Genomic DNA, 18,909 nt, shown 5'->3' with positions numbered 1-18,909 from the left:
TCCGGCGCTGGCCAGCTCTCCGGCTCTAGGCACGCCGTGCAACCGACGCGCCCGTTCACTCGGGCCGACGACGCTCCTGCGCGCGGCGCACCCGTTCCGGCACCGTGCGCTCCGGGCGGCCGACCGCGCGGCACATGGCCGCGGTCACGCATGCTTCCCGGGGCAGCTCCTGGTGGGGCCCGCCCCCGACGAACCAGCGCAGCTGGTCCACCGCCTGGAAGATCAGCATATCGACACCCGGTGCGATCGCTCCCCCGGCGTGCTGCCACGCGGCGGCCAGCTCGGAGGGCCACGGGTCGTACGCGACGTCCAGCAGCACCCCGTGCACGCTGGGCCGGGTTGCACGCCACAGCCGGGCGAGGTCGTCGGCGGCACGCGGCGGCAGGGTCGAGACCACCACGTCCGCGTGCCGGAGCAGCTCGGGGGCCGCGGACCACGGCCGGACGTGCACCGTGGCGCCCAGCGCACCGGCCACGCCGTCGAGGGAGCGGGCGCGGGATGCCGTGCGCACCGCCACGTCCACCGCGGGCGCCCCCAGGGCCTGCAGGGCGGCCACCGCGGCGTGCGCGGTGGCTCCCCCGCCCAGCACGACGGCGCGGGGCGCCTCCGGAACCGGCCCCGCGGCACACAGCGCGGCCATGATCCCCATGACGTCCGTGTTGTCCGCCACGGAACCCTGCGGGGTGAGGGTCAGGGTGTTGGCTACCCCGAGGGCTTCCACCAGCGGGGTCACCCGGTCCGCGTCCCGCGCGGCCAGGGGCTTGAGGGGCATGGTCACGGAGAACCCGCTCCACCCGCCGTCCTCGCGGGCTCCCGCCCAGAACACCTCCCACCCGGACTCGGGAACATCCACCCGGGTGTAGTCGGTGCTCAGACCCAGGGCCTCCCCGGCCGCGGTGTGCAGCGCCGGGGACAGGGAGTGAGCCACCGGGTGGCCGAGGACGGCCGCCCGCAGCCTGGAGGGTGTCACCGGGGGCACGTCAGGAGCACTTGCCCTCGTTGTCCGCGCACCACTGCTGGTACTCCTGCACGTACTTCTGGTGCTCCTCGTACGTCTTGGCGAACTTGGTCTCACCCGTGTCCAGGTTCACGGTCACCCAGTAGTAGTAGTCGTTCTTCTCCGGGTTGGCCGCCGCCGCAATGGCGTCGTCGCTCGGGGACCCGATCGGACCGACCGGCAGACCGGGGTTCGCGTAGGTGTTGTACGGGTTGGACTTGTCCTTCTTCTCCTCCTCCGTGAGGTGCACGGTCTTCTTGCCCAGTCCGTAGGTCACGGAGGCGTCGGACTGGATGAACCCGCTGGTCTCGCCGTCCGGGTTGTTCATGCGGTTCTCGATGGCTCCGGCCACGGAGGGGTAGTTCTGCGGGGTGCCCTCGAACTCGACGATCGAGCCGACGGTGAGCACCTCGAACCAGCGGTCCTCGGGGACGTTGTTCTTCTCCAGGGTGGCCCGGGTGCGGTCCACCATCTCCTGCAGGATCTGCTCGGCCGTGGCGTCCAGGGGGAAGTGGTACTCGCCCGGGTGCAGCCAGCCCTCCAGGTTGGGGAACTGCTCGGGGATCCCGAACGTCTCCTTCTGCTTGGCGAGCTTCTCGAACTCGGAGCGGTCGATGCCGGTGGCCTCGCTCAGGGCGGTGAAGGTGTCGTCCATCCGCTGGGTCTTGGGGATCGCCGCGTAGTGCGTGGCGGCTTCCTTCTCCATCAGGGAGTTGACCACGTCCTCGGAGCTCATCCTGGTCTTGAGCTGGTACTCACCGGGCTGGATGAAGTCCTCGGGGTACTTCTTCTGGAACGTGGACACGAACGTGGAGGCGTCCGCCACGATGTCCTGGGACTCGAGATCCTGCGCGATCTGCCCCGTGGTGCTGCCGTCCGCCACGGAGAACGTGACGTCCTGGTCCCCCGAGCCGTGGTAGTCCTTGCGCTCGAAGAGCCCGAACGTGGAGCCGAGCACCGCCACCACCACGATCAGCGCCGCGACGAACAGGGCGATGGCCGTGGTCATGGACGCGCGGGAACGGGCCTGGCGGCGCTTGCGCTGCTCCGGCGTCACCTCGTGGTGCTCGAAGGAGCCGACCAGCTGGGAGTGGGAGCCGCCGTCAGAGGCGTGCGAGGAGCTCAGCCCATCACCGTTAGACCCGTGCGGGGTGTTCCCGTCACCGGTTGCGTTGTCCCGCGGCTCATCGCTCACGAATACTCTCCGTCCGCCGTTCTGGTGGTCTTGGGGGCATCCCCCTGTGGGGAGGTCACCCGCCCCTCGGTGCACTGCTGCGCCTGTTCCACGGCCCCGACCCGCTCGCCCGGCTCCACGCCGGTGCGCAGGCCCTGGTCCACCGCAGTCTGCAGGAAGGTCACGGCGGCCGCCTGGTCGACCCTGTCCATGTGGTCCCTCCGGGAGACCCCGGAGTCCAGCATCGACTGGTGGGCAGCGACCGTGGACAGCCGCTCGTCCACCAGGCGCACCTGCGTGGTGCACCCCCGTGAGCCTAGCCGACGAACGAGCATCGCGGCGTAATCCCTGGCCATGACGGTCGAATCGTTCTCACGTCCGTCCAGGCTGCGCGGCAGGCCCACGTACACCGTGCGCACGTCCCGCTCCTCGCAGAGCCTGGTGATGATCTTCACGTCGAAGGCCTTGCGGGGGTTGGAGTCCCGCGCGAGCGTCTGGTGCGGCGTGGCCAGGACGCACCCGGGGTCGGTCAGGGCGACGCCCACCCTGACCTTCCCCACGTCCACGCCCATGCGCACGGCACGCTCGAAGGACTCTGACATCAGCTCGCGGAGTCCTGGATCTGCCGCCGCACCGCCGCCAGCGCATCGGGGATCCGGGCGGCGTCGGAGCCGCCGCCCTGGGCGACGTCCGGCTTGCCGCCGCCACCGCCACCGAGGACCGTGGCCGCGGTGCGCACGAGCTGGCCGGCCGCGAGACCTGCCTGCCGGGCGGCGTCGTTGACGGCCACCACGATCAGCGGACGGTCGTTGGCGACGCCGGTCACGGCCGCGAGCGCGGGGTCGGAGCCCAGGCGGGTGCGCAGGTCCAGGGCGAGGGTGCGCAGCGCGTCCGCGGAGGCGATCTCCCCGGCGTCGTGCAGCACGGCCGTGACCGTCCCGATGCGCTCGGCGTCCTGGGCGAGCTGGCCGGCCTGAGCCTGCAGCTGCTGCTGGCGCAGGCCGGCGAGCTGGCGCTCGGTCTCCTTGAGCTTGTCGAGGGTGGCCGCGAGGCGCTCCGGCAGCTCGGCGCTGGACTGCACCTTGAGCATTCCGGTGAGCTGGTTGACCAGCGTGCGCTCGGCGGCCAGGTGGTTGAACGAGTTCAGGCCCACGAGCGCCTCCACGCGACGGTTGCCCGAGCCCACGGACTGCTCCGAGACCAGGGACAGCGAGCCCAGCTGGGACGTGGAGCCCACGTGGGTGCCGCCGCACAGCTCACGGGACCACAGGCCGTTCATCTCGACCACGCGGACCTCGTCCCCGTACTTCTCGCCGAACAGCGACATGGCCCCGAGCTTCTTGGCCTCGGCCAGCGGCATCTCGCGGGTGACCACCTCGAAGTCGTCGCGGATGGCGGTGTTGGCGATCTGCTCGATCTCCTGGATCTGCTCCGCGTTCAGGGCCTCCCCGTGGGAGAAGTCGAAGCGGAGGTAGCCCTCCTTGTTGAACGAGCCGCGCTGGACCGCGTCCGGGCCCAGGACGTCGTGCAGGGCAGCGTGGATCACGTGCGTGCCGGAGTGGGCTGCCTCGCCGTCGTGGCGGCGGCGGGAGTCCACGCGGGCGGTGACCTCGTCCCCCACGACCACCTGGCCGGAGGCGACCGTGACCTTGTGCACGGACAGACCCTTCACGGGCTGCTGGACGTCCTCCACGCTCAGGCGCAGCCCGTCCGCGGAGTCGATGGTGCCCACGTCCGCGGCCTGGCCACCGGCCTCGGCGTAGAACGGGGTGCGCTCGAGCACGATCTCCACGTGCTCGCCCTCGCTCGCGGCGGGCACGGAGACGCCGCCCGAGAGGATGGCGCGCACCGTGGTGGGTGTGACCAGTTCGGTGTAGCCGGTGAACTCGCTGCCGTGGTCGTCAAGCATGCGGCGCAGCTCGGAGAGGTCCGCCATGGCGCCCTTCTTGGCGCGGGCGTCCTCCTGGGCGCGCTGGCGCTGCTCGGCCATGAGCTCGCGGAACGCCTTCTCGTCCACGGCGACGCCGGCCTCGCCGGCCATCTCCAGGGTGAGGTCGATCGGGAAGCCGAAGGTGTCGTGCAGGGCGAAGGCGTCCGCCCCGCTCAGCGCGCGCTTCTCCCCCTTGGCCACGTCCACGGCGTGCTCCAGGCGGGTGGTGCCGGACTCGATGGTCTTCAGGAAGGCCCGCTCCTCGGCGTACGCGATCCGCGAGATCCGCTCGAAGTCCTCGGCCACCACGGGGTAGACGCCCTTCATGGCGTCCCGTGACTCCGGCAGCAGCACGGGCAGGCAGGGCTCGGTGACCCCGAGCAGGCGCATGGCCCGCACGGCACGGCGCAGCAGCCGGCGCAGGATGTAGCCGCGGCCCTCGTTGCCGGGCGTCACGCCGTCGGCGATGAGCATGAGCGAGGAACGGACGTGGTCGGCGACCACGCGCATGCGGACGTCGTCCTCGTAGCCCTCCTCGCCGGCCTTTTCGGCTCCGTGGTAGGTGCGCCCGGAGAGCTTGGCCGCGGCGTCGAGCACGGGTCGGACCTGGTCCGTCTCGTAGAAGTTCTCCACGCCCTGCAGCAGCATGGCCAGACGCTCCACGCCCAGGCCGGTGTCGATGTTCTGCTGCGGCAGGTCGCCCAGGATCTCGTAGTCCTTGCCGTTGCCCTCGCCGCGCTGGTACTGCATGAACACGAGGTTCCAGATCTCGATGTAGCGGTCGTCGTCCACCGCCGGACCGCCGTCCTTGCCGTAGCGCGGGCCGCGGTCGTAGAAGATCTCGGAGTCGGGACCCGCGGGCCCGGGCTGGCCGGTGTCCCAGTAGTTCTCGTCACGGCCCATGCGCTGGATGCGCTGGGCGGGCAAACCCACGGTGTCGTGCCACAGGTCGTAGGACTCCTGGTCCCCCTCGTACACGGTGACCCACAGCCGCTCCGGGTCCAGCCCGAAGCCGCCGTCGGCCGCGGCAGTGGTGAGCAGCTCCCAGGCCATGGGGATGGCCTGGGACTTGAAGTAGTCGCCGAAGGAGAAGTTGCCGGCCATCTGGAAGAACGTGCCGTGGCGGGCGGTCTTGCCCACCTCGTCGATGTCCAGGGTGCGGATGCACTTCTGCACGGAGGTCGCCCGGCGGTAGGGAGGGGTCTCCTGGCCCAGGAAGTACGGGATGAACGGCACCATGCCGGCGATCGTGAACATGGCACCGGGCTGCTGGGACACCAGGGACGCCGAGGGCACCACGTGGTGGCCCTTGGCCTCGAAGTAGCTCAGCCAGCGCTGGGTGATCTCGTGAGAGAGCATTACCGCTCGTTTCCTTCCGAAGGGGTGTGTTCGATGACCCGGGCCCGGGGGTCCTCCGGGTCGGTCGAGGAGTCGTGGGACGTGACCGGGTGCCACGGGACACCGGCGGGGGGCACGGCGTCGTCGGGCGCCGCCGGGTGGTTGGCGGTGTGGTCCACGGGAGAGCGCACGCCGAACTGCTGCTGCAGCTGCGCCTCGCGCTCCTCCATGCCCGCACGGACCCGTGCCGTGAACTCCCCTAAGCGCCGGGCCGCGGTGCGCAGGGTGTCCACCGCGGCGGGTCGGGCGCGGTGCGCCACGTCCCCGTGCGGCGCGCGCGCCACGGCCGTGCTCTCGGGAGTCCCCTGGATGGCCCGGGACAGGGACTGCCGGGCCGCGGGATCGGAGGCGACGCGGGTGGCCGCGCCGCCCACCAGGGCGCCGGCGGCGAGCAGGGCGAGTTTGGACCACATTCCCATAGTCAGCTCCTGGTGTCCGTGGGTCCGGAACCATCAGCGGATGGCTCGTGCCCGGTGTGGTCCGCGGGGACACCGGAGGCGCCCCGGGGCTGGGAGGACGGTGCGGAGCCGGGACGGGTCCCGGCTCCCCCGGCGGCGCCCGGTGCCCCGGGCTGGGGCGAGAAGGCGCGGCGCAACCCGTGGGAGAAGGACGCCACCTTGATCAGGGGCTGCCCCACGGTGGAGGCCACGAGCGAGGACAGTGCCGACACGTTCGCCGAGGCGTCGGAGACGTTCGAGGTGATCCCGTCCACTTTCTCCAGCTGCGTGTTCGTGGTGGTGACCGTGCGTGTCACCTCGTCGATCAGCGGCGTGGTGCCGTCGTTGATCGAGCGGATGGTCAGGCGCAGCTCGTCGAACACCCGCCCGAGCTTCACGATGGGCAGCGCGAGCAGACCCACGAGCACCGCGAACACCAGCACCGCGAGCAGCCCGGCGATATCTCCACCGTCCATGGGTGACCATCACTTCCGTCCGTGTGTCGTCGTCGAGGTCGGCGCGAAGGACCGACCGAAGCGCAACTCTACCCAACAACCCGGACACGACCGAGCACCGAGGAGCGACCCCGTGGCACCGCACGGACCCGTGAGCGGGCGCCGGTCGGCGGTGCAGGCAGCCGGCCACTGCCCGCTCGTCCGGATCCAGGAACGCGGACAGCCCGCGGGGTGAACCCGCGGGCTGTCCGGTGGCCGAGCGCTGGGCGGTCGGCCGCGCACGAATGATCAGGCCATGCGTGCGTAGTACTCGACCACGAGCTGCTCCTCGCAGGTCACGGGGACCTCGGAGCGCTCGGGCTTGCGGGAGAGCGTGGCCTGCAGCCGGTCGATCGTCACGTCCAGGTACGGCGGGGTGTCCGGCAGGACATCCTGGTTCGCACCGGTCGCGGCGATCTGGAACGGCACCATCTTCTCGGAGCGCGGGTGCACGTGGATCATCTGACCCGGGCGCACGCGGTACGAGGGACGGTCCACGCGCTGGCCGTCCACCATGATGTGACGGTGCACCACGGCCTGGCGGGCCGCGGCCATCGTGCGGACGAAGCCCGCGCGCAGCACGAGGGCGTCCAGGCGGGTCTCGAGCAGGGCGATGAGGTTCTCACCGGTCTGGCCCTCGACGCGCTTGGCCTCCACGTAGGCGCGGTGCATCTGCTTCTCGCGGATGTTGTACTGCGCGCGCAGCCGCTGCTTCTCGGTCAGGCGCACCTTGTAGTCGGAGTCCTGCTTGCGGCGGGCACGGCCGTGCTCACCGGGGGCGTACGGGCGGCGCTCGAAGTACTTCTCGGCCTTCGGCGTCAGTGCAATGCCGAGGGCACGGGACTTGCGCACCTGGCGGCGCGCACGGGAGCTGTTGTTCTGGGACAAAGCATGCCTTTCATGCGGTTCGACGGCGTACGGGCACAGCCCGCGTTCCGTTCTGGGTGGTACTGGCCTCCTGCGCGGGGGAATCGGTTCCCGCGGGAGAGGTGCGGATCAGCCGCAATCCGACGAACCTAGCGTCCACCGTGTGCTCACCGGGCCCTTGAGGGTGTCAGGGGCGCCGAAGGTCCACCGGGGACGTGCCAGCCAGCGTTCCACTATAGCGGATTCAGTCCACGTCCTCGTTCACCCAGTCCAGCGACTTGGTCACTGCCTTGCCCCAGTTGCGGAACAGCTTCTCCTGCTGCTCACGGTCCCCCTCGGGCTCCCAGCGCTTGTCCTCGGCCCAGTTCTGGGTGATCTCGTCCAGGTCCGCCCAGAATCCCACTGCCAGCCCGGCCGCGTACGCGGCGCCCAGCGCGGTGGTCTCCGTGATCTCGGGGCGGATCACGGGCACGCCCAGCTGGTCCGCCTGGAACTGCATGAGCAGCTCGTTGGCCGTCATGCCACCGTCCACGCGCAGCTCCACGAGGTCCTGCTGCGAGTCTTTGTTCATGGCCTCCACGACCTCGCGCGACTGGTAGGCGGTGGCCTCCAGCACGGCGCGGGCGATGTGCTCCTTGCGCACGTAGCGGGTCAACCCCACCAGCGCACCACGGGCGTCCGGGCGCCAGTGCGGGGCGAACAGACCCGAGAACGCGGGCACGAAGTACGCCCCGCCGTTGTCCTCGACGGCGCGCGCGAGCGGCTCGATCTCCTTGGCGTCCTGGATGATGCCGAGGTTGTCCCGCACCCACTGCACGAGCGAGCCCGTGACAGCGATCGAGCCCTCGAGCGCGTAGACGGGCTTCTCGCCCTCGATCTGGTAGCACACCGTGGTGATGAGACCGTGCTCCGAACGCACCGGGGTCTGCCCCACGTTCATCAGCAGGAAGCTGCCCGTGCCGTAGGTGTTCTTGCCCATGCCGGGCTCGAAGCACGTCTGACCGAACATCGCGGCCTGCTGGTCACCCAGGATGCCCGCGATCGGGACCTGCTTGAGGAAGCCTCGGGCGCGGCCCTTGCCGTAGACCTCGGAGCTGCAGCGGATCTCGGGGAGCATGGACATCGGGATGCCCAGCGTCTCGCAGAGGTCCTCGTTCCAGTCCAGGGTGTCGATGTTCATGAGCAGCGTGCGGGACGCGTTGGTCACGTCCGTGACGTGCACGCCCTCGTTGGTGCCCCCCGTGAGGTTCCACACGAGCCAGCTGTCGGTGGTGCCGAACAGCAGGTCACCCGCCTCGGCCTTTTCGCGAGCGCCCTCCACGTTGTCCAGGATCCACTTGACCTTGGGGCCGGCGAAGTAGCTCGCCAGGGGCAGCCCTGTGAGGTCCCGGAAACGTTCCTCACCGCCGTCCTCGGCCAGCTCGTCCACGATCTCCTGGGTGCGGGTGTCCTGCCACACGATCGCGTTGTAGACGGGCTCTCCGGTGTTCTTGTCCCACACCACGGTGGTCTCGCGCTGGTTGGTGATGCCCACGGCGGCGAGGTCCTCGCGGGTCAGCTCGGTCTCGGCGAGCGCGTCCGCCACGCAGCGGCGGGTGTTGCGCCAGATCTCCTGGGCATCGTGCTCCACCCAGCCCGCGCGCGGGAAGATCTGCTCGTGCTCGTACTGGCCCAGGCCCTTGATCTTCCCGGAGTGGTCGAAGACGATGGCGCGCGTGCTCGTGGTGCCCTGGTCGATGGCCATCACGTACTGGGGTTCGCTCATGGGGTGACTCCTTCGTCAGTTGTGTGTCGTGCTCGGGTGCGGTGCGCTTAGCCGATGAGGTGGGCCGCCACACCGGCGAGCACACCGCCCACCACGGGGCCGAGCACCGGGACCCAGCTGTAGGACCAGTTGCTGCCCGGCTTGCCGGGAATGGGCAGCACCGCGTGCGCGATGCGGGGGCCGAGGTCGCGGGCAGGGTTGATGGCGTAGCCCGTGGGGCCGCCGAGGCTCATGCCGATCGCCACCACCAGCACGCCCACCGCGAGGGGTCCGAGCTCGCTCGGGGTCTCCCCGAAGACGAGGATCACGTACACGAGCACGAAGGTGGCGATGACCTCGGTGAGGAAGTTCCAGCCGTGGCTGCGGATCTCGGGCCCGGTGGAGAAGACGTCGATCGTGGGCACGCCCTCGCGCCCGGCGGCGTCGAAGTGCTTCCTGTAGGCGAGCCAGCACACGACGGCACCCACGAAGGCACCCACCATCTGCGCCACGATGTAGACGAGGGTGCTTGCGACGCTGATGGCCACCCCGGGTGCGTACTCGGGCTCCTGGCGCGCGAGCATGCCCAGCGTCACCGCGGGGTTGAGGTGCGCCCCGGAGGCGTGGCCCACGTACACGCCGGCGAAGACGGCGAAGCCCCAGCCGAAGCTGATGAGCAGCCAGTCCGCGCCGTTGCCCTTGGTGCGCGGGAGCACCACGTTGGCCACCACGCCGCAGCCCAGCAGCACTAGCACGGCCGTGCCGAAGGCCTCCGACATGAAAACGGTGGACAGCGCCACCTCGGTCACTTCATTCACAGCACCCTCCATTGGGTGTTCGGGGGCCCGGACTGTCCCGGGCCCGAGATCTTCTCTCAGCCCCGCTGCTGCGGGTACGGGTTGCCCGCGCCCTCGCGCAGCCGCTGGGCGGTGTCCTCGTCGTTCTCCTGCAGGGCGGCGTGCTCGGCGCGGCGCATCTGCTCGTAGAGATCCACCTGGCGTGCGCGCTCGGCTTCGTCCCAGCCGAGGACGTCACCCATGATGCGGGCGATCTCCGGGGCCGCGGCGGAACCGCCGTCGCGCTGCTCGTAGTTCAGGTGGGTGCGCCGGCACATCACGTCCTCGAGGTCCAGGGCGCCCTCGTGAGTGGCCGCGCGCTGGATCTCAATCTTGAGGTACTGCTCGGCGCCGGGGACGGGCTCCCCCAGTTCGGGGTGGTCCGTGATGGTGTCGATCATCTCCAGCGTCTCGTCCCCGTAACGGTTGAGCAGACGCTCGACCACGACCTGCTCCATACCGACGCGGGCGGCCAGGTGCTCCGACTGGTTCATCAGACCGGACCAGCCCTGCGCGCCCAGGAGCGCGACGTGCTCGGTGATGGAGGGGTTCTCCTTGGCGGCCTTCTTGCCGAGGGCCGCGTCCACGGCGTCCTTGCCCATCACGCGGTAGGTGGTGAGCTTGCCGCCGGCGATGGTGAACAGCCCGGGCGCGGCCTCCACCACGGAGTGCTCACGGGAGATCTTGGTCGAGGGCGTAGCCTCGCCCTTGGTGCCCGGCTGCACGAGCGGGCGCAGCCCGGCCCACGTGCCGATCACGTCGTCCATGGTCAGCGGGTCCCGGAGGATCTTGTTCGCGTGGTCCAGCACGTACTGGGCGTCCTCGCGCGTGGCCGTGGGGGTGGCCAGATCCCGCTCGTACGGGGTGTCCGTGGTGCCGATGACCCAGTAGTTGTCCCACGGGATGATGAACAGCACAGACTTCTCCGTCTGCAGGATGATGCCGGTGGAGCCGTCCAGGCGCTCCTTGGGGACCACGATGTGGATGCCCTTGGATGCCAGCACCTTCAGGCCGGTCTCGGACTCCGCGAGGTCCTGGACCGGCTCGGTCCACACACCGGCGGCGGAGATCACGACCTTGGCGCGCACCTCGCGGGTCTCCCCCGTGGTGAGGTCCTCGATGTGGGCCCCGACCACGCGGCCGGAGTCGTCACGGATCAGGTTGCGGGCCGCGGCGCGGTTCGCCGCGAGGGCCCCGTAGCGCTGGGCCGTGCGCACGAGGTCCAGGGTCAGGCGGGCGTCGTCCACGCGACCGTCCCAGTAGGCGATGGCGCCCACGGCGGCGTCGTCGCGCATGGCCGGGAAGGTCTTGCGCACGCCGGCGGCGCTGAGATGGCGCTGGATGGGCAGGGACTCGGCCTTGGCGCCCACGTGGGCGAGGGTGTCGTACATGCCGATGCCCGTGGCCACGAAGGGGCGTTCCCAGCCCTTGTGGGTCAGCGGGTACATGAACTGGATGGGCTTGACCAGGTGCGGGGCCAGCCGGTGCATCAGGAGGTCGCGCTCCTTGAGGGCCTCCGCCACGAGCGCGAAGTTCAGCTGCATGAGGTAGCGCAGCCCGCCGTGCACCAGCTTGGAGGAGCGCGAGGAGGTGCCCTGGGCCCAGTCCTGCGCGTCGATGATGGCGGTGGACAGACCACGGGTGGCCGCGTCCAGGGCGATCCCAGCGCCCGTGATGCCGCCGCCGATCACCAGGACGTCCACGGGGTGCTCCGCCATGGCGCGGAGGTCGTTGTTGCGCTGCTGTGCGTTCAAAGAGGTCAGTGGCACGGTTGCCGCTCCTGTCTACCGGTGGGTAGCTGACGATCGATTCGGGTGAGAGACACAATAGTCCTCACTCCGTGACACGGAAAACAGCGGCCGTGGCGAGGGGTGCGCGGCGGCCGACCTGACCGGCTCAGTCCCCGCGCCGGGTGCCCCGCACCATGGACCGCAGGATGCCCAGCCGGTGGGCCAGCTCCTTCTCGTGGCCGTAGGGCGTGGGCCGGTAGTAGTCCCTGCCCACGAGCTCGTCCGGCGGGTACTGCTGGGTGGCCACGGCACTGGGGGCGTCGTGGGCGTAGCGGTAGCCGTCGCCGTGGCCGAGCCCCGCCGCTCCCGGGTAGTGGGAGTCCCGCAGGTGCGCAGGCACGGGACCGGCACCCCCGGCCCGGACGTCGGCGATCGCGGCGTCCACCGCCAGGTAGGCGGCGTTGGACTTGGGCGCGGTGGCCAGGTGCGCCACGGCCTGGGCGAGCGGGAGGCGGCCCTCCGGCATGCCGATCAGCTGCACGGCCTGGGCGGCCGCCACGGCGGTCTGCAGCGCGGTGGGGTCCGCCATGCCGATGTCCTCGGACGCGGAGATGATGAGCCGGCGTGCGATGAACCGGGGGTCCTCCCCCGCCTCGACCATCCGGGCGAGGTAGTGCATCGCGGCGTCCACGTCCGAGCCCCGGATGGACTTGATGAACGCGCTCACCACGTCGTAGTGCTGGTCGCCCTGCTTGTCGTAGCGCACGGCCGCACGGTTCACGGCCTCCTCGGCATGCGCCAGCGTCACTGTGGCGGGACCGCCGGTGGTGGCGCCGGGCTGCCCGGCGCCGGTCCGCTCCACGGCGCGGGCCTCGTCCGTCGTGGCACCCCGCCCCGCGGCACGGTCCTGTTCCGCGGCGTCGTCCTCGTGTGCCGCAAGGCCCCCGGGGACCGGGCCGTCTTTGTCCGCCGCGCCGTTCTCGTCCGCCGGCCCGCCCGCATCTGCCGCGCTTTTCCCCTCATCCGCGCCCTCCCGGTCCCTCGCGTCGACGCCGCCCGCGTGGGACAGCGCGACACCGGCCGCAGCCTCCAGCGACGTGAGGGCCTTGCGGGCGTCTCCCCCGGCCACGTCCAGCAGGTGCTCCCGGGCCTCCGGGGAGAGGACCACCGCGCCGTCCAGCCCGCGGGGATCCACGACCGCCCGGTCCAGCAGCTCCCCGATGTCCTGGCGTTCGAGCGGCTGCAGCGTGAGCAGCAGGGAGCGGGAGAGCAGGGGTGAGATCACGGAGAAGGACGGGTTCTCGGTGGTGGCCGCCACGAGGATGACCCACCCGTTCTCCACCCCGGGCAGCAGGGCGTCCTGCTGCGCCTTGGTGAAGCGATGGATCTCGTCCAGGAACAGCACCGTGGTGCGTCCGTGCAGGTCCCGCGCCGTGAGGGCCTCGTCCATGACCCGGCGGACGTCCTTGACGCCGGCCGTGACGGCGGAGAGCTCCACGAACGTGGTGCCGTGCCCGCGCGCGATCACCTGCGCGATCGTGGTCTTGCCCGTTCCGGGCGGGCCCCACAGGATCACCGAGGACGGCGCGGCCGGCCCCGACCGACCGGTGACCAGTGCGCGCAGCGGGGACCCTGCCCGCAGCAGGTGCTTCTGCCCCACGACCTCGTCCAGGGTGCGTGGGCGCATCCGCACCGCGAGCGGGGCGCGGGTACGGCCCCGCGGCCCGCAGTGGTGGGCGGTGGGATCGGACGTGGCCGAGCCGTCACCGCTGAGCGGGTCCGGCAGGTCGAACAGGGAGGTGCTCACGCCCCGACAGTACTGCCCGCCCCGGACAGGCAGAACTCTGCTGGGGCCCGCGTGCCGCCCGTCCCCGTCAGGGGCACCCGGGGGCCCGTGGCGACCCGGCGGCGTTCACCCCCGGCGGGGCCGGTCCAGCTCCTCGCTGTCCACGAGGACGGTCACGGGCCCGTCGTTGACGAGCGAGACCTCCATGTGCGCCCCGAAGCGCCCCGTCTCCACGGGGATCCCGCGCCCGCGCAGCGCCCGGACGAACTCCTCGAACAGGGGTTCGCTGACGTCCCCGGGGGCGGCCCTGGACCACGAGGGCCGGCGTCCCTTCCGCACGTCCCCGTACAGGGTGAACTGGCTGACCACGAGCACGGGTGAGGGCCCGTCCGCGCACGAGGTCTCCCCCGGCAGGATCCGCAGGCCCGCGACCTTCTCCGCGAGCCGGGCGGCGGTCTCCGGCGTGTCCGTGTGCGTGACGCCCACGAGAGCCAGCACGCCCGGGCCCTCGATCTCCCCCACGGTCTCCCCGGCCACGGTCACGGCGGCACGGGACACGACTTGCAGCACGATTCTCATGCGCCCAGTCCACCACACACGCCCCGCGGCGTGCCTCCCGGGTGGCGGTCGACGACGCCGCCCGAAGCCGTCGCGGCCGACCGCCCCGGGAGCGCCGGGACCGCCGGTGACGCACGGAGGGTCACCGTGCGGCGTCGTCCTCCATGAACCGGTGGCGTCCGGTCATGAGGATGCCCGCGCCGAGCACCACGAGCATGAGCCACAGGTAGCCGAAGGACGGCCACCAGGACCCGGTGACGCCGAACAGCAGACCGAAGGCCAGCGGCCCCAGCGAGCCGGCCAGGTAGCCGAGGCCCTGGCCGAAGCCGGAGAGCGAGCCGGCGCCCGCGGTGGTGCGCGTGCGGGCGTTGATCAGCGTGATGGCCAGCGGGAAGGACGCCTGCGCCAGACCGAACACCGTGATCCACACCCAGACCAGGCGGAATTCCCCCCACGTGGCGTGCGGCCACAGCAGCACCGCGAGGTAGCCCAGGGCGTACAGCACCACGGTGGACAGCCCCAGCACCACGGTGTTTCCGAACCGGCGGACCAGGAACGGGACCGCGAAGCTCACCGGCACGGCCAGGATGGCGTAGTAGGAGAGCATGAAGCCGGCCTCGTGCTCGGAGAACCCGGTGTCCATGAGGAAGCGCGGCAGCCACAGGAACATGGAGAACGTGTTGGCGGACGTGCCAGTGAACATCAGCACCACGCCCCACCCGATCCTGGAGTGCCACGGCTTGACCCGTGCGGTGGAGGCGGGGGCCACCACGGCGTCCGGCAGCACGGTCAGGTCGGGGGTCTGCTCGGCGGGCGGCTGGGTGCGGCGGCGGGCTCCCACCCACAGCACGAGCCACGGCACGAGGGCGGCGAGGGAGAACACGGCCCACGACCCCACGGACACGCGCCACCCGGCGGCGTCCGCGAGCGGGACCGCGAAGAAGGGTGCGGTGGCCGTGGACATGCCCAGCAGCATCGAGTAGATCGCGGACAGGGCCGCGATGCGGTGCGGGAAGTACTTCTTGATCACGGGCGGCAGGACCACGTTGCCCATGCCCAGACCACACATGATCACGAAGGTGAGGACCACGAAGCCCACGTCCCCGGGGGACGCGGCGCGCGCGAGGGTGCCGAGGGCCGCGAGACCGCACGAGACAATCAGCAGCGCCTCGAGGCCCACCCACCGCATGGCCAGGGTGGTGAGGATCCCGGTGAGCGCGAAGCCCAGCGAGGGCATCATCGCGAGCAGTCCCGCCTCGGCGGGTGACAGGTGCAGGTCCTGGGTGATGCGCCCCAGCACGGGTGAGACCCCGGAGACGGCCAGGCGGAGGGTGAAGGCGGTGACAACGACACCGGCCAGGGCCACGAGGCCCTGGCCGGTGCGACCGTGCGGTGCAGCGGAGCTCAGTGTGATGACCCTTCCGGAGCGTCGGGGGCGGTGGTCGGCGCGGCGGCCTGGGCGCGCGGTTCGGGCTTGGCGTCCACCCCGGCCTCCTTGCGCTGCTGCGCGGTGATGGGCGCGGGCGCGGCGGTCAGAGGGTCGTAGCCGTTGCCGGTCTTGGGGAACGCGATGACGTCCCGGATGGACTCGGTGCCCGCGAGCAGCGCGACCACGCGGTCCCAGCCGAACGCGATGCCGCCGTGCGGGGGTGCGCCGAACTGGAAGGCGTCCAGCAGGAAGCCGAACTTCTCGCGGGCGTCCTCCTCGCTCAGTCCCATCACCCGGAACACGCGGTCCTGCACGTCCCGGCGGTGGATGCGGATGGAGCCGCCGCCGATCTCGTTGCCGTTGCACACGATGTCGTACGCATAGGCCAGCGCGGAGCCGGGGTCCGTGTCGAACGTGTCCATGAACTCGGGCTTGGGCGAGGTGAACGCGTGGTGCACCGCGGTCCAGGCGCCGGAGCCCACGGCCACGTCACCGGACTCCACGGCGTCGGAGGCGGGCTCGAAGAGCGGGGCGTCCACGATCCACACGAAGGCCCAGTCGTTCTCGTCGATCAGGCCCACGCGGTGGCCGATCTCCACGCGCGCGGCACCGAGCAGCGCGCGGGAGGTCTTCACACCGCCCGCGGCGAAGAACACGCAGTCGCCGGGCTTCGCGCCCACGGCCTCCGCGAGTCCGGCCTTCTCCTCGTCGGAGATGTTCTTGGCCACGGGCCCGGCGATCTCCCCATCCTCCTTGAACAGCACGTAGGCCAGGCCCTTGGCGCCGCGCTGCTTGGCCCACTCCTGCCACGCGTCGAGCTGGCGGCGGGGCTGGGACGCGCCGCCCGGCATCACCACGGCACCCACGTACGGGGCCTGGAACACGCGGAACGGGGTGTCCTTGAAGTACTCGGTGAGCTCCGTGATCTTGAGGTCGAAGCGCAGGTCCGGCTTGTCGGAGCCGTAGTCCGCCATGGCCTGGGCGTAGGTCATGCGGGGAATCGGGGTGGTGATCTCCACGCCGATTAGCGCCCACAGGGACTTCACGATCTGCTCGCCCAGCGCGATGATGTCGTCCTCCTCCACGAAGGAGGCCTCGACGTCCAGCTGGGTGAACTCGGGCTGACGGTCCGCGCGGAAGTCCTCGTCCCGGTAGCAGCGGGCGATCTGGAAGTACTTCTCGATCCCACCGACCTGCAGCAGCTGCTTGAACAGCTGCGGGGACTGCGGCAGCGCGTACCAGGACCCCGGGGACAACCGTGCCGGCACCACGAAGTCGCGCGCGCCCTCGGGGGTGGAACGGGTCAGGGTGGGGGTCTCCACCTCGGTGAAGCCCTGCTCGTGCAGCAGGGTGCGGGCCACCCGGTTGACCTCGGAGCGCAGCCGCATGATGCGGGCGGGCTCCGGGCGGCGCAGGTCCAGGTAGCGGTACTTCAAGCGGGCTTCCTCGCCCACCTCCACGTGCTCGTCGATCTGGAACGGCAGGGGGGCCGCGGTGTTGAGCACGGTGAGCTCGTCCACCATGACCTCGACCTCACCCGAGGGCAGGTTGGGGTTCTCGTTGCCCTCGGGGCGGCGCTCCACGGTGCCGGTGACCTGAAGGACGTACTCGTTGCGCAGCTGGTGGAACTGCTCTTCGTCACGCACCACGATCTGCGCCACGCCGGAGGCGTCTCGCAGGTCCACGAACGCGACACCGCCGTGGTCACGGCGGCGCCCCACCCAGCCGGCCAGCGTGACGGTCTCTCCGATGTTCTCGGCACTCAGGGCGCCGAGCTCGTGTGTTCGCAGCACGTGCATCCACCTTCTTGTTCGTTCGTGATCGGGGTCGCGCACCCCGGAAGTCCTGGCTCCCACGGCTCGCGGGGCCCCGGCCACCGCGGACGACGCCGCTGGGCCGGGTTCTCGTTCCCCGCGAGTCTACAAGCGCGCCGGGTCCGCCGAGCGCGCGGGAGATCCCGCTCACAGCGGGAGGCGCAATCAGCCCTCGGTCTGCTCCGCGCTGAGAACCGTGGCGCGAAGGTCCTCGGCCGGCGGCTGCCAGCGGGTGGGGTCCGCGGACACCTGCTCGCCCGAGCGGATGTCCTTGACCTCGTGGACCACGGAGCCGTCCTCGGCCACCGAGGAGAACCACACGAAGGGAATCCCGCGGCGCTCGGCGTAGCGGATCTGCTTGCCGAACTTCTGGGCGGTGGCCGCCACCTCGGTGGCGATCCCGCGGGCGCGCAGCGCGGCGGCGACGTCCTGCGCGGCGGACCACGAGGCGTCGTCGTTGAGGGCCACCAGCACGGCAGAGGGCACGGCACGGGACGCCCGGGCCATGGACTGGGACAGGATGCGGGTGACCAGGCGGGTCACGCCGATGGACAGCCCCACCCCCGGGTACGTCTTCTTCCCGTTGCTCGCGAGGGACTCGTAGCGCCCGCCAGAGCACACGGAGCCGAGCTTCTCGTGGCCCACCAGCACGGTCTCGTAGACGGTGCCGGTGTAGTAGTCCAGACCGCGGGCGATCGAGAGGTCCGCCACGACCTTTCCGGGGGCGCGGCGGGCGGCCTCCCCCACGACCTCCGCAAGCTCCGCGAGGCCCTCCTCGAGCAGCTCGTTGGACTGGCCGAGTTCACGCACGCGCTCCACGAAGGAGGTGTCCGCGGTGCGGATCGCGGCGAGCGCGAGCGCGGCCTGCGCCTGCTCCGGGGTGGCACCCACGTGCTCCTGGAGGTTGCGGGACACGGCGTCCGCGCCGATCTTCTCGAGCTTGTCGATCTCGCGCAGCACGGCGGGGGCGTCGGTGAGGCCCACGGCGCGGTAGAAGCCCTCGGCGAGCTTGCGGTTGTTCACGCGAAGCACGAACGGCGGGATGGGCAGCTGGGACAGCGCGTCCACGATGACGAGTGCCAGCTCCACGTCGTAGCGGAACGGGAGCGCGCCGTCCCCCACCACGTCGATGTCCGCCTGCGTGAACTCCCGGGCGCGCCCCTCCTGGGGGCGCTCGCCGCGCCAGACCTTCTGGATCTGGTAGCGGCGGAACGGGAACGTGAGGTGCCCACCGTTCTCCACCACGTAGCGCGCGAAGGGCACGGTGAGGTCGAAGTGCAGGGCCAGGGCGCCCTCGGGGCTGGTCTCGTCCGCATCCTGGTGCAGGCGCGAGACGCCGTAGACCTCCTTGTCGATCTCACCCTTGCGCAGCAGCTGTTCCACGGTCTCCACCGCACGGGTCTCGATCGAGGAGAAGCCGTGCAGCTCGAAGGTCCGCCGCAGGGAGTCCATCACGTGCTGCTCCACGATCCGCTCCTCGGGGAGCCACTCGGGGAAACCGGACAGTGAGGTGGTGCGGGCCATGGGTGGAACTCCTCGGTTGCTGAGCGGGGCGGGACGGGCGCCCGCGTGCTCCCCGGGCGGCGGGGCGTGGCGGAGCGGCCGTGCGCCGCGGGGTGTCTGCTGGTCATTCTAGGACCCGGGCATCGCTAGGATGGCCGTGTCCACCAATGGAGCGCCCGCCCGGTGACGAGCACCACACCGGCGAGGCCGTG

15 protein-coding genes are annotated in these 18,909 nt (G+C 71.0%); all 15 read right to left on the bottom strand.

Annotated features, from left to right (window positions below; all coding sequences use genetic code 11):
• Positions 1-55: 55 nt before the first annotated feature.
• The 15 genes from QL985_RS07400 to hisS all read right to left on the bottom strand — a co-directional run bounded on the left by QL985_RS07400 (position 56) and on the right by hisS (position 18,718).
• Positions 56-970: an NAD(P)-binding domain-containing protein gene (locus QL985_RS07400; RefSeq protein WP_102613328.1), complete on the bottom strand. Its 915-nt coding sequence runs from the start codon at positions 968-970 to the stop codon at positions 56-58.
• A 10-nt stretch (positions 971-980) separates the two neighbouring features.
• Entirely contained in the window at positions 981-2,192 is a 1,212-nt protein-coding gene (mltG, locus tag QL985_RS07395; RefSeq protein WP_083311004.1) for an endolytic transglycosylase MltG, read from the bottom strand.
• A complete protein-coding gene (gene ruvX / locus QL985_RS07390) occupies positions 2,189-2,773 on the bottom strand; it encodes a Holliday junction resolvase RuvX (protein WP_121566466.1) in 585 nt (194 codons plus the stop codon). The genes mltG and ruvX overlap by 4 nt, the downstream gene beginning before the upstream one ends.
• Positions 2,773-5,460 carry an alanine--tRNA ligase gene (gene alaS, locus QL985_RS07385; RefSeq protein ID WP_259921637.1) on the bottom strand — a complete coding sequence of 896 codons (2,688 nt, stop codon included), beginning with the start codon at positions 5,458-5,460 and terminating at the stop codon, positions 2,773-2,775. The genes ruvX and alaS overlap by 1 nt, the downstream gene beginning before the upstream one ends.
• Complete coding sequence (locus tag QL985_RS07380) at positions 5,460-5,918, bottom strand: hypothetical protein (protein WP_070637755.1); 459 nt, start codon at positions 5,916-5,918, stop codon at positions 5,460-5,462. Before QL985_RS07380 ends, alaS begins: the two co-directional genes overlap by 1 nt.
• A 2-nt stretch (positions 5,919-5,920) precedes the next feature.
• On the bottom strand, positions 5,921-6,412 hold the full coding sequence (locus QL985_RS07375; protein WP_070637753.1) for a DUF948 domain-containing protein: 492 nt from the start codon (positions 6,410-6,412) through the stop codon (positions 5,921-5,923).
• 267 nt (positions 6,413-6,679) lie between these two features.
• Entirely contained in the window at positions 6,680-7,318 is a 639-nt protein-coding gene (gene rpsD, locus QL985_RS07370; protein WP_012398417.1) for a 30S ribosomal protein S4, read from the bottom strand.
• Positions 7,319-7,541: 223 nt separating this feature from the next.
• Positions 7,542-9,062: a glycerol kinase GlpK gene (gene glpK, locus QL985_RS07365; protein WP_259921488.1), complete on the bottom strand. Its 1,521-nt coding sequence runs from the start codon at positions 9,060-9,062 to the stop codon at positions 7,542-7,544.
• 47 nt (positions 9,063-9,109) lie between these two features.
• The gene (locus QL985_RS07360) at positions 9,110-9,871 is read right to left on the bottom strand and encodes an MIP/aquaporin family protein (protein WP_290147697.1); all 762 of its coding nucleotides are present in this window, start codon (positions 9,869-9,871) and stop codon (positions 9,110-9,112) included.
• A 44-nt stretch (positions 9,872-9,915) separates the two neighbouring features.
• Positions 9,916-11,646 (bottom strand): glycerol-3-phosphate dehydrogenase/oxidase, encoded by a 1,731-nt coding sequence (locus tag QL985_RS07355; RefSeq protein ID WP_259921493.1) that lies wholly within the window; start codon positions 11,644-11,646, stop codon positions 9,916-9,918.
• Between the two features lie 127 nt (positions 11,647-11,773).
• Complete coding sequence (locus QL985_RS07350; protein WP_259921495.1) at positions 11,774-13,414, bottom strand: replication-associated recombination protein A; 1,641 nt, start codon at positions 13,412-13,414, stop codon at positions 11,774-11,776.
• Positions 13,415-13,519: 105 nt separating this feature from the next.
• Positions 13,520-13,972, bottom strand: coding sequence for a D-aminoacyl-tRNA deacylase (gene dtd, locus QL985_RS07345; protein WP_039101135.1), 453 nt, complete (start codon positions 13,970-13,972; stop codon positions 13,520-13,522).
• Positions 13,973-14,093: 121 nt separating this feature from the next.
• Positions 14,094-15,317, bottom strand: a complete 1,224-nt coding sequence (locus QL985_RS07340; protein WP_259921498.1) for an MFS transporter — start codon at positions 15,315-15,317, stop codon at positions 14,094-14,096.
• Between the two features lie 38 nt (positions 15,318-15,355).
• Complete coding sequence (aspS, locus tag QL985_RS07335) at positions 15,356-17,179, bottom strand: aspartate--tRNA ligase (RefSeq protein ID WP_239358517.1); 1,824 nt, start codon at positions 17,177-17,179, stop codon at positions 15,356-15,358.
• A 180-nt stretch (positions 17,180-17,359) separates the two neighbouring features.
• Complete coding sequence (hisS, locus tag QL985_RS07330) at positions 17,360-18,718, bottom strand: histidine--tRNA ligase (protein ID WP_259921501.1); 1,359 nt, start codon at positions 18,716-18,718, stop codon at positions 17,360-17,362.
• Positions 18,719-18,909: the final 191 nt, after the last annotated feature.

This window comes from Kocuria sp. APC 4018, from assembly GCF_030407675.1.
Lineage (GTDB): Bacteria > Actinomycetota > Actinomycetes > Actinomycetales > Micrococcaceae > Kocuria > Kocuria rhizophila.
This window is presented reverse-complemented; position numbering and strand designations above follow the sequence as displayed.

What these genes read in the sequence shown, in the direction of transcription:
- ruvX (WP_121566466.1), bottom strand. Translation starts at nt 2,773, where the DNA reads ATGTCAGAGTCCTTCGAGCGTGCCGTGCGCATGGGCGTGGACGTGGGG.
- alaS (WP_259921637.1), bottom strand. Translation starts at nt 5,460, where the DNA reads ATGCTCTCTCACGAGATCACCCAGCGCTGGCTGAGCTACTTCGAGGCC.
- QL985_RS07380 (WP_070637755.1), bottom strand. Translation starts at nt 5,918, where the DNA reads ATGGGAATGTGGTCCAAACTCGCCCTGCTCGCCGCCGGCGCCCTGGTG.
- QL985_RS07375 (WP_070637753.1), bottom strand. Translation starts at nt 6,412, where the DNA reads ATGGACGGTGGAGATATCGCCGGGCTGCTCGCGGTGCTGGTGTTCGCG.
- glpK (WP_259921488.1), bottom strand. Translation starts at nt 9,062, where the DNA reads ATGAGCGAACCCCAGTACGTGATGGCCATCGACCAGGGCACCACGAGC.
- QL985_RS07360 (WP_290147697.1), bottom strand. Translation starts at nt 9,871, where the DNA reads ATGGAGGGTGCTGTGAATGAAGTGACCGAGGTGGCGCTGTCCACCGTT.
- dtd (WP_039101135.1), bottom strand. Translation starts at nt 13,972, where the DNA reads ATGAGAATCGTGCTGCAAGTCGTGTCCCGTGCCGCCGTGACCGTGGCC.
- aspS (WP_239358517.1), bottom strand. Translation starts at nt 17,179, where the DNA reads ATGCACGTGCTGCGAACACACGAGCTCGGCGCCCTGAGTGCCGAGAAC.
- hisS (WP_259921501.1), bottom strand. Translation starts at nt 18,718, where the DNA reads ATGGCCCGCACCACCTCACTGTCCGGTTTCCCCGAGTGGCTCCCCGAG.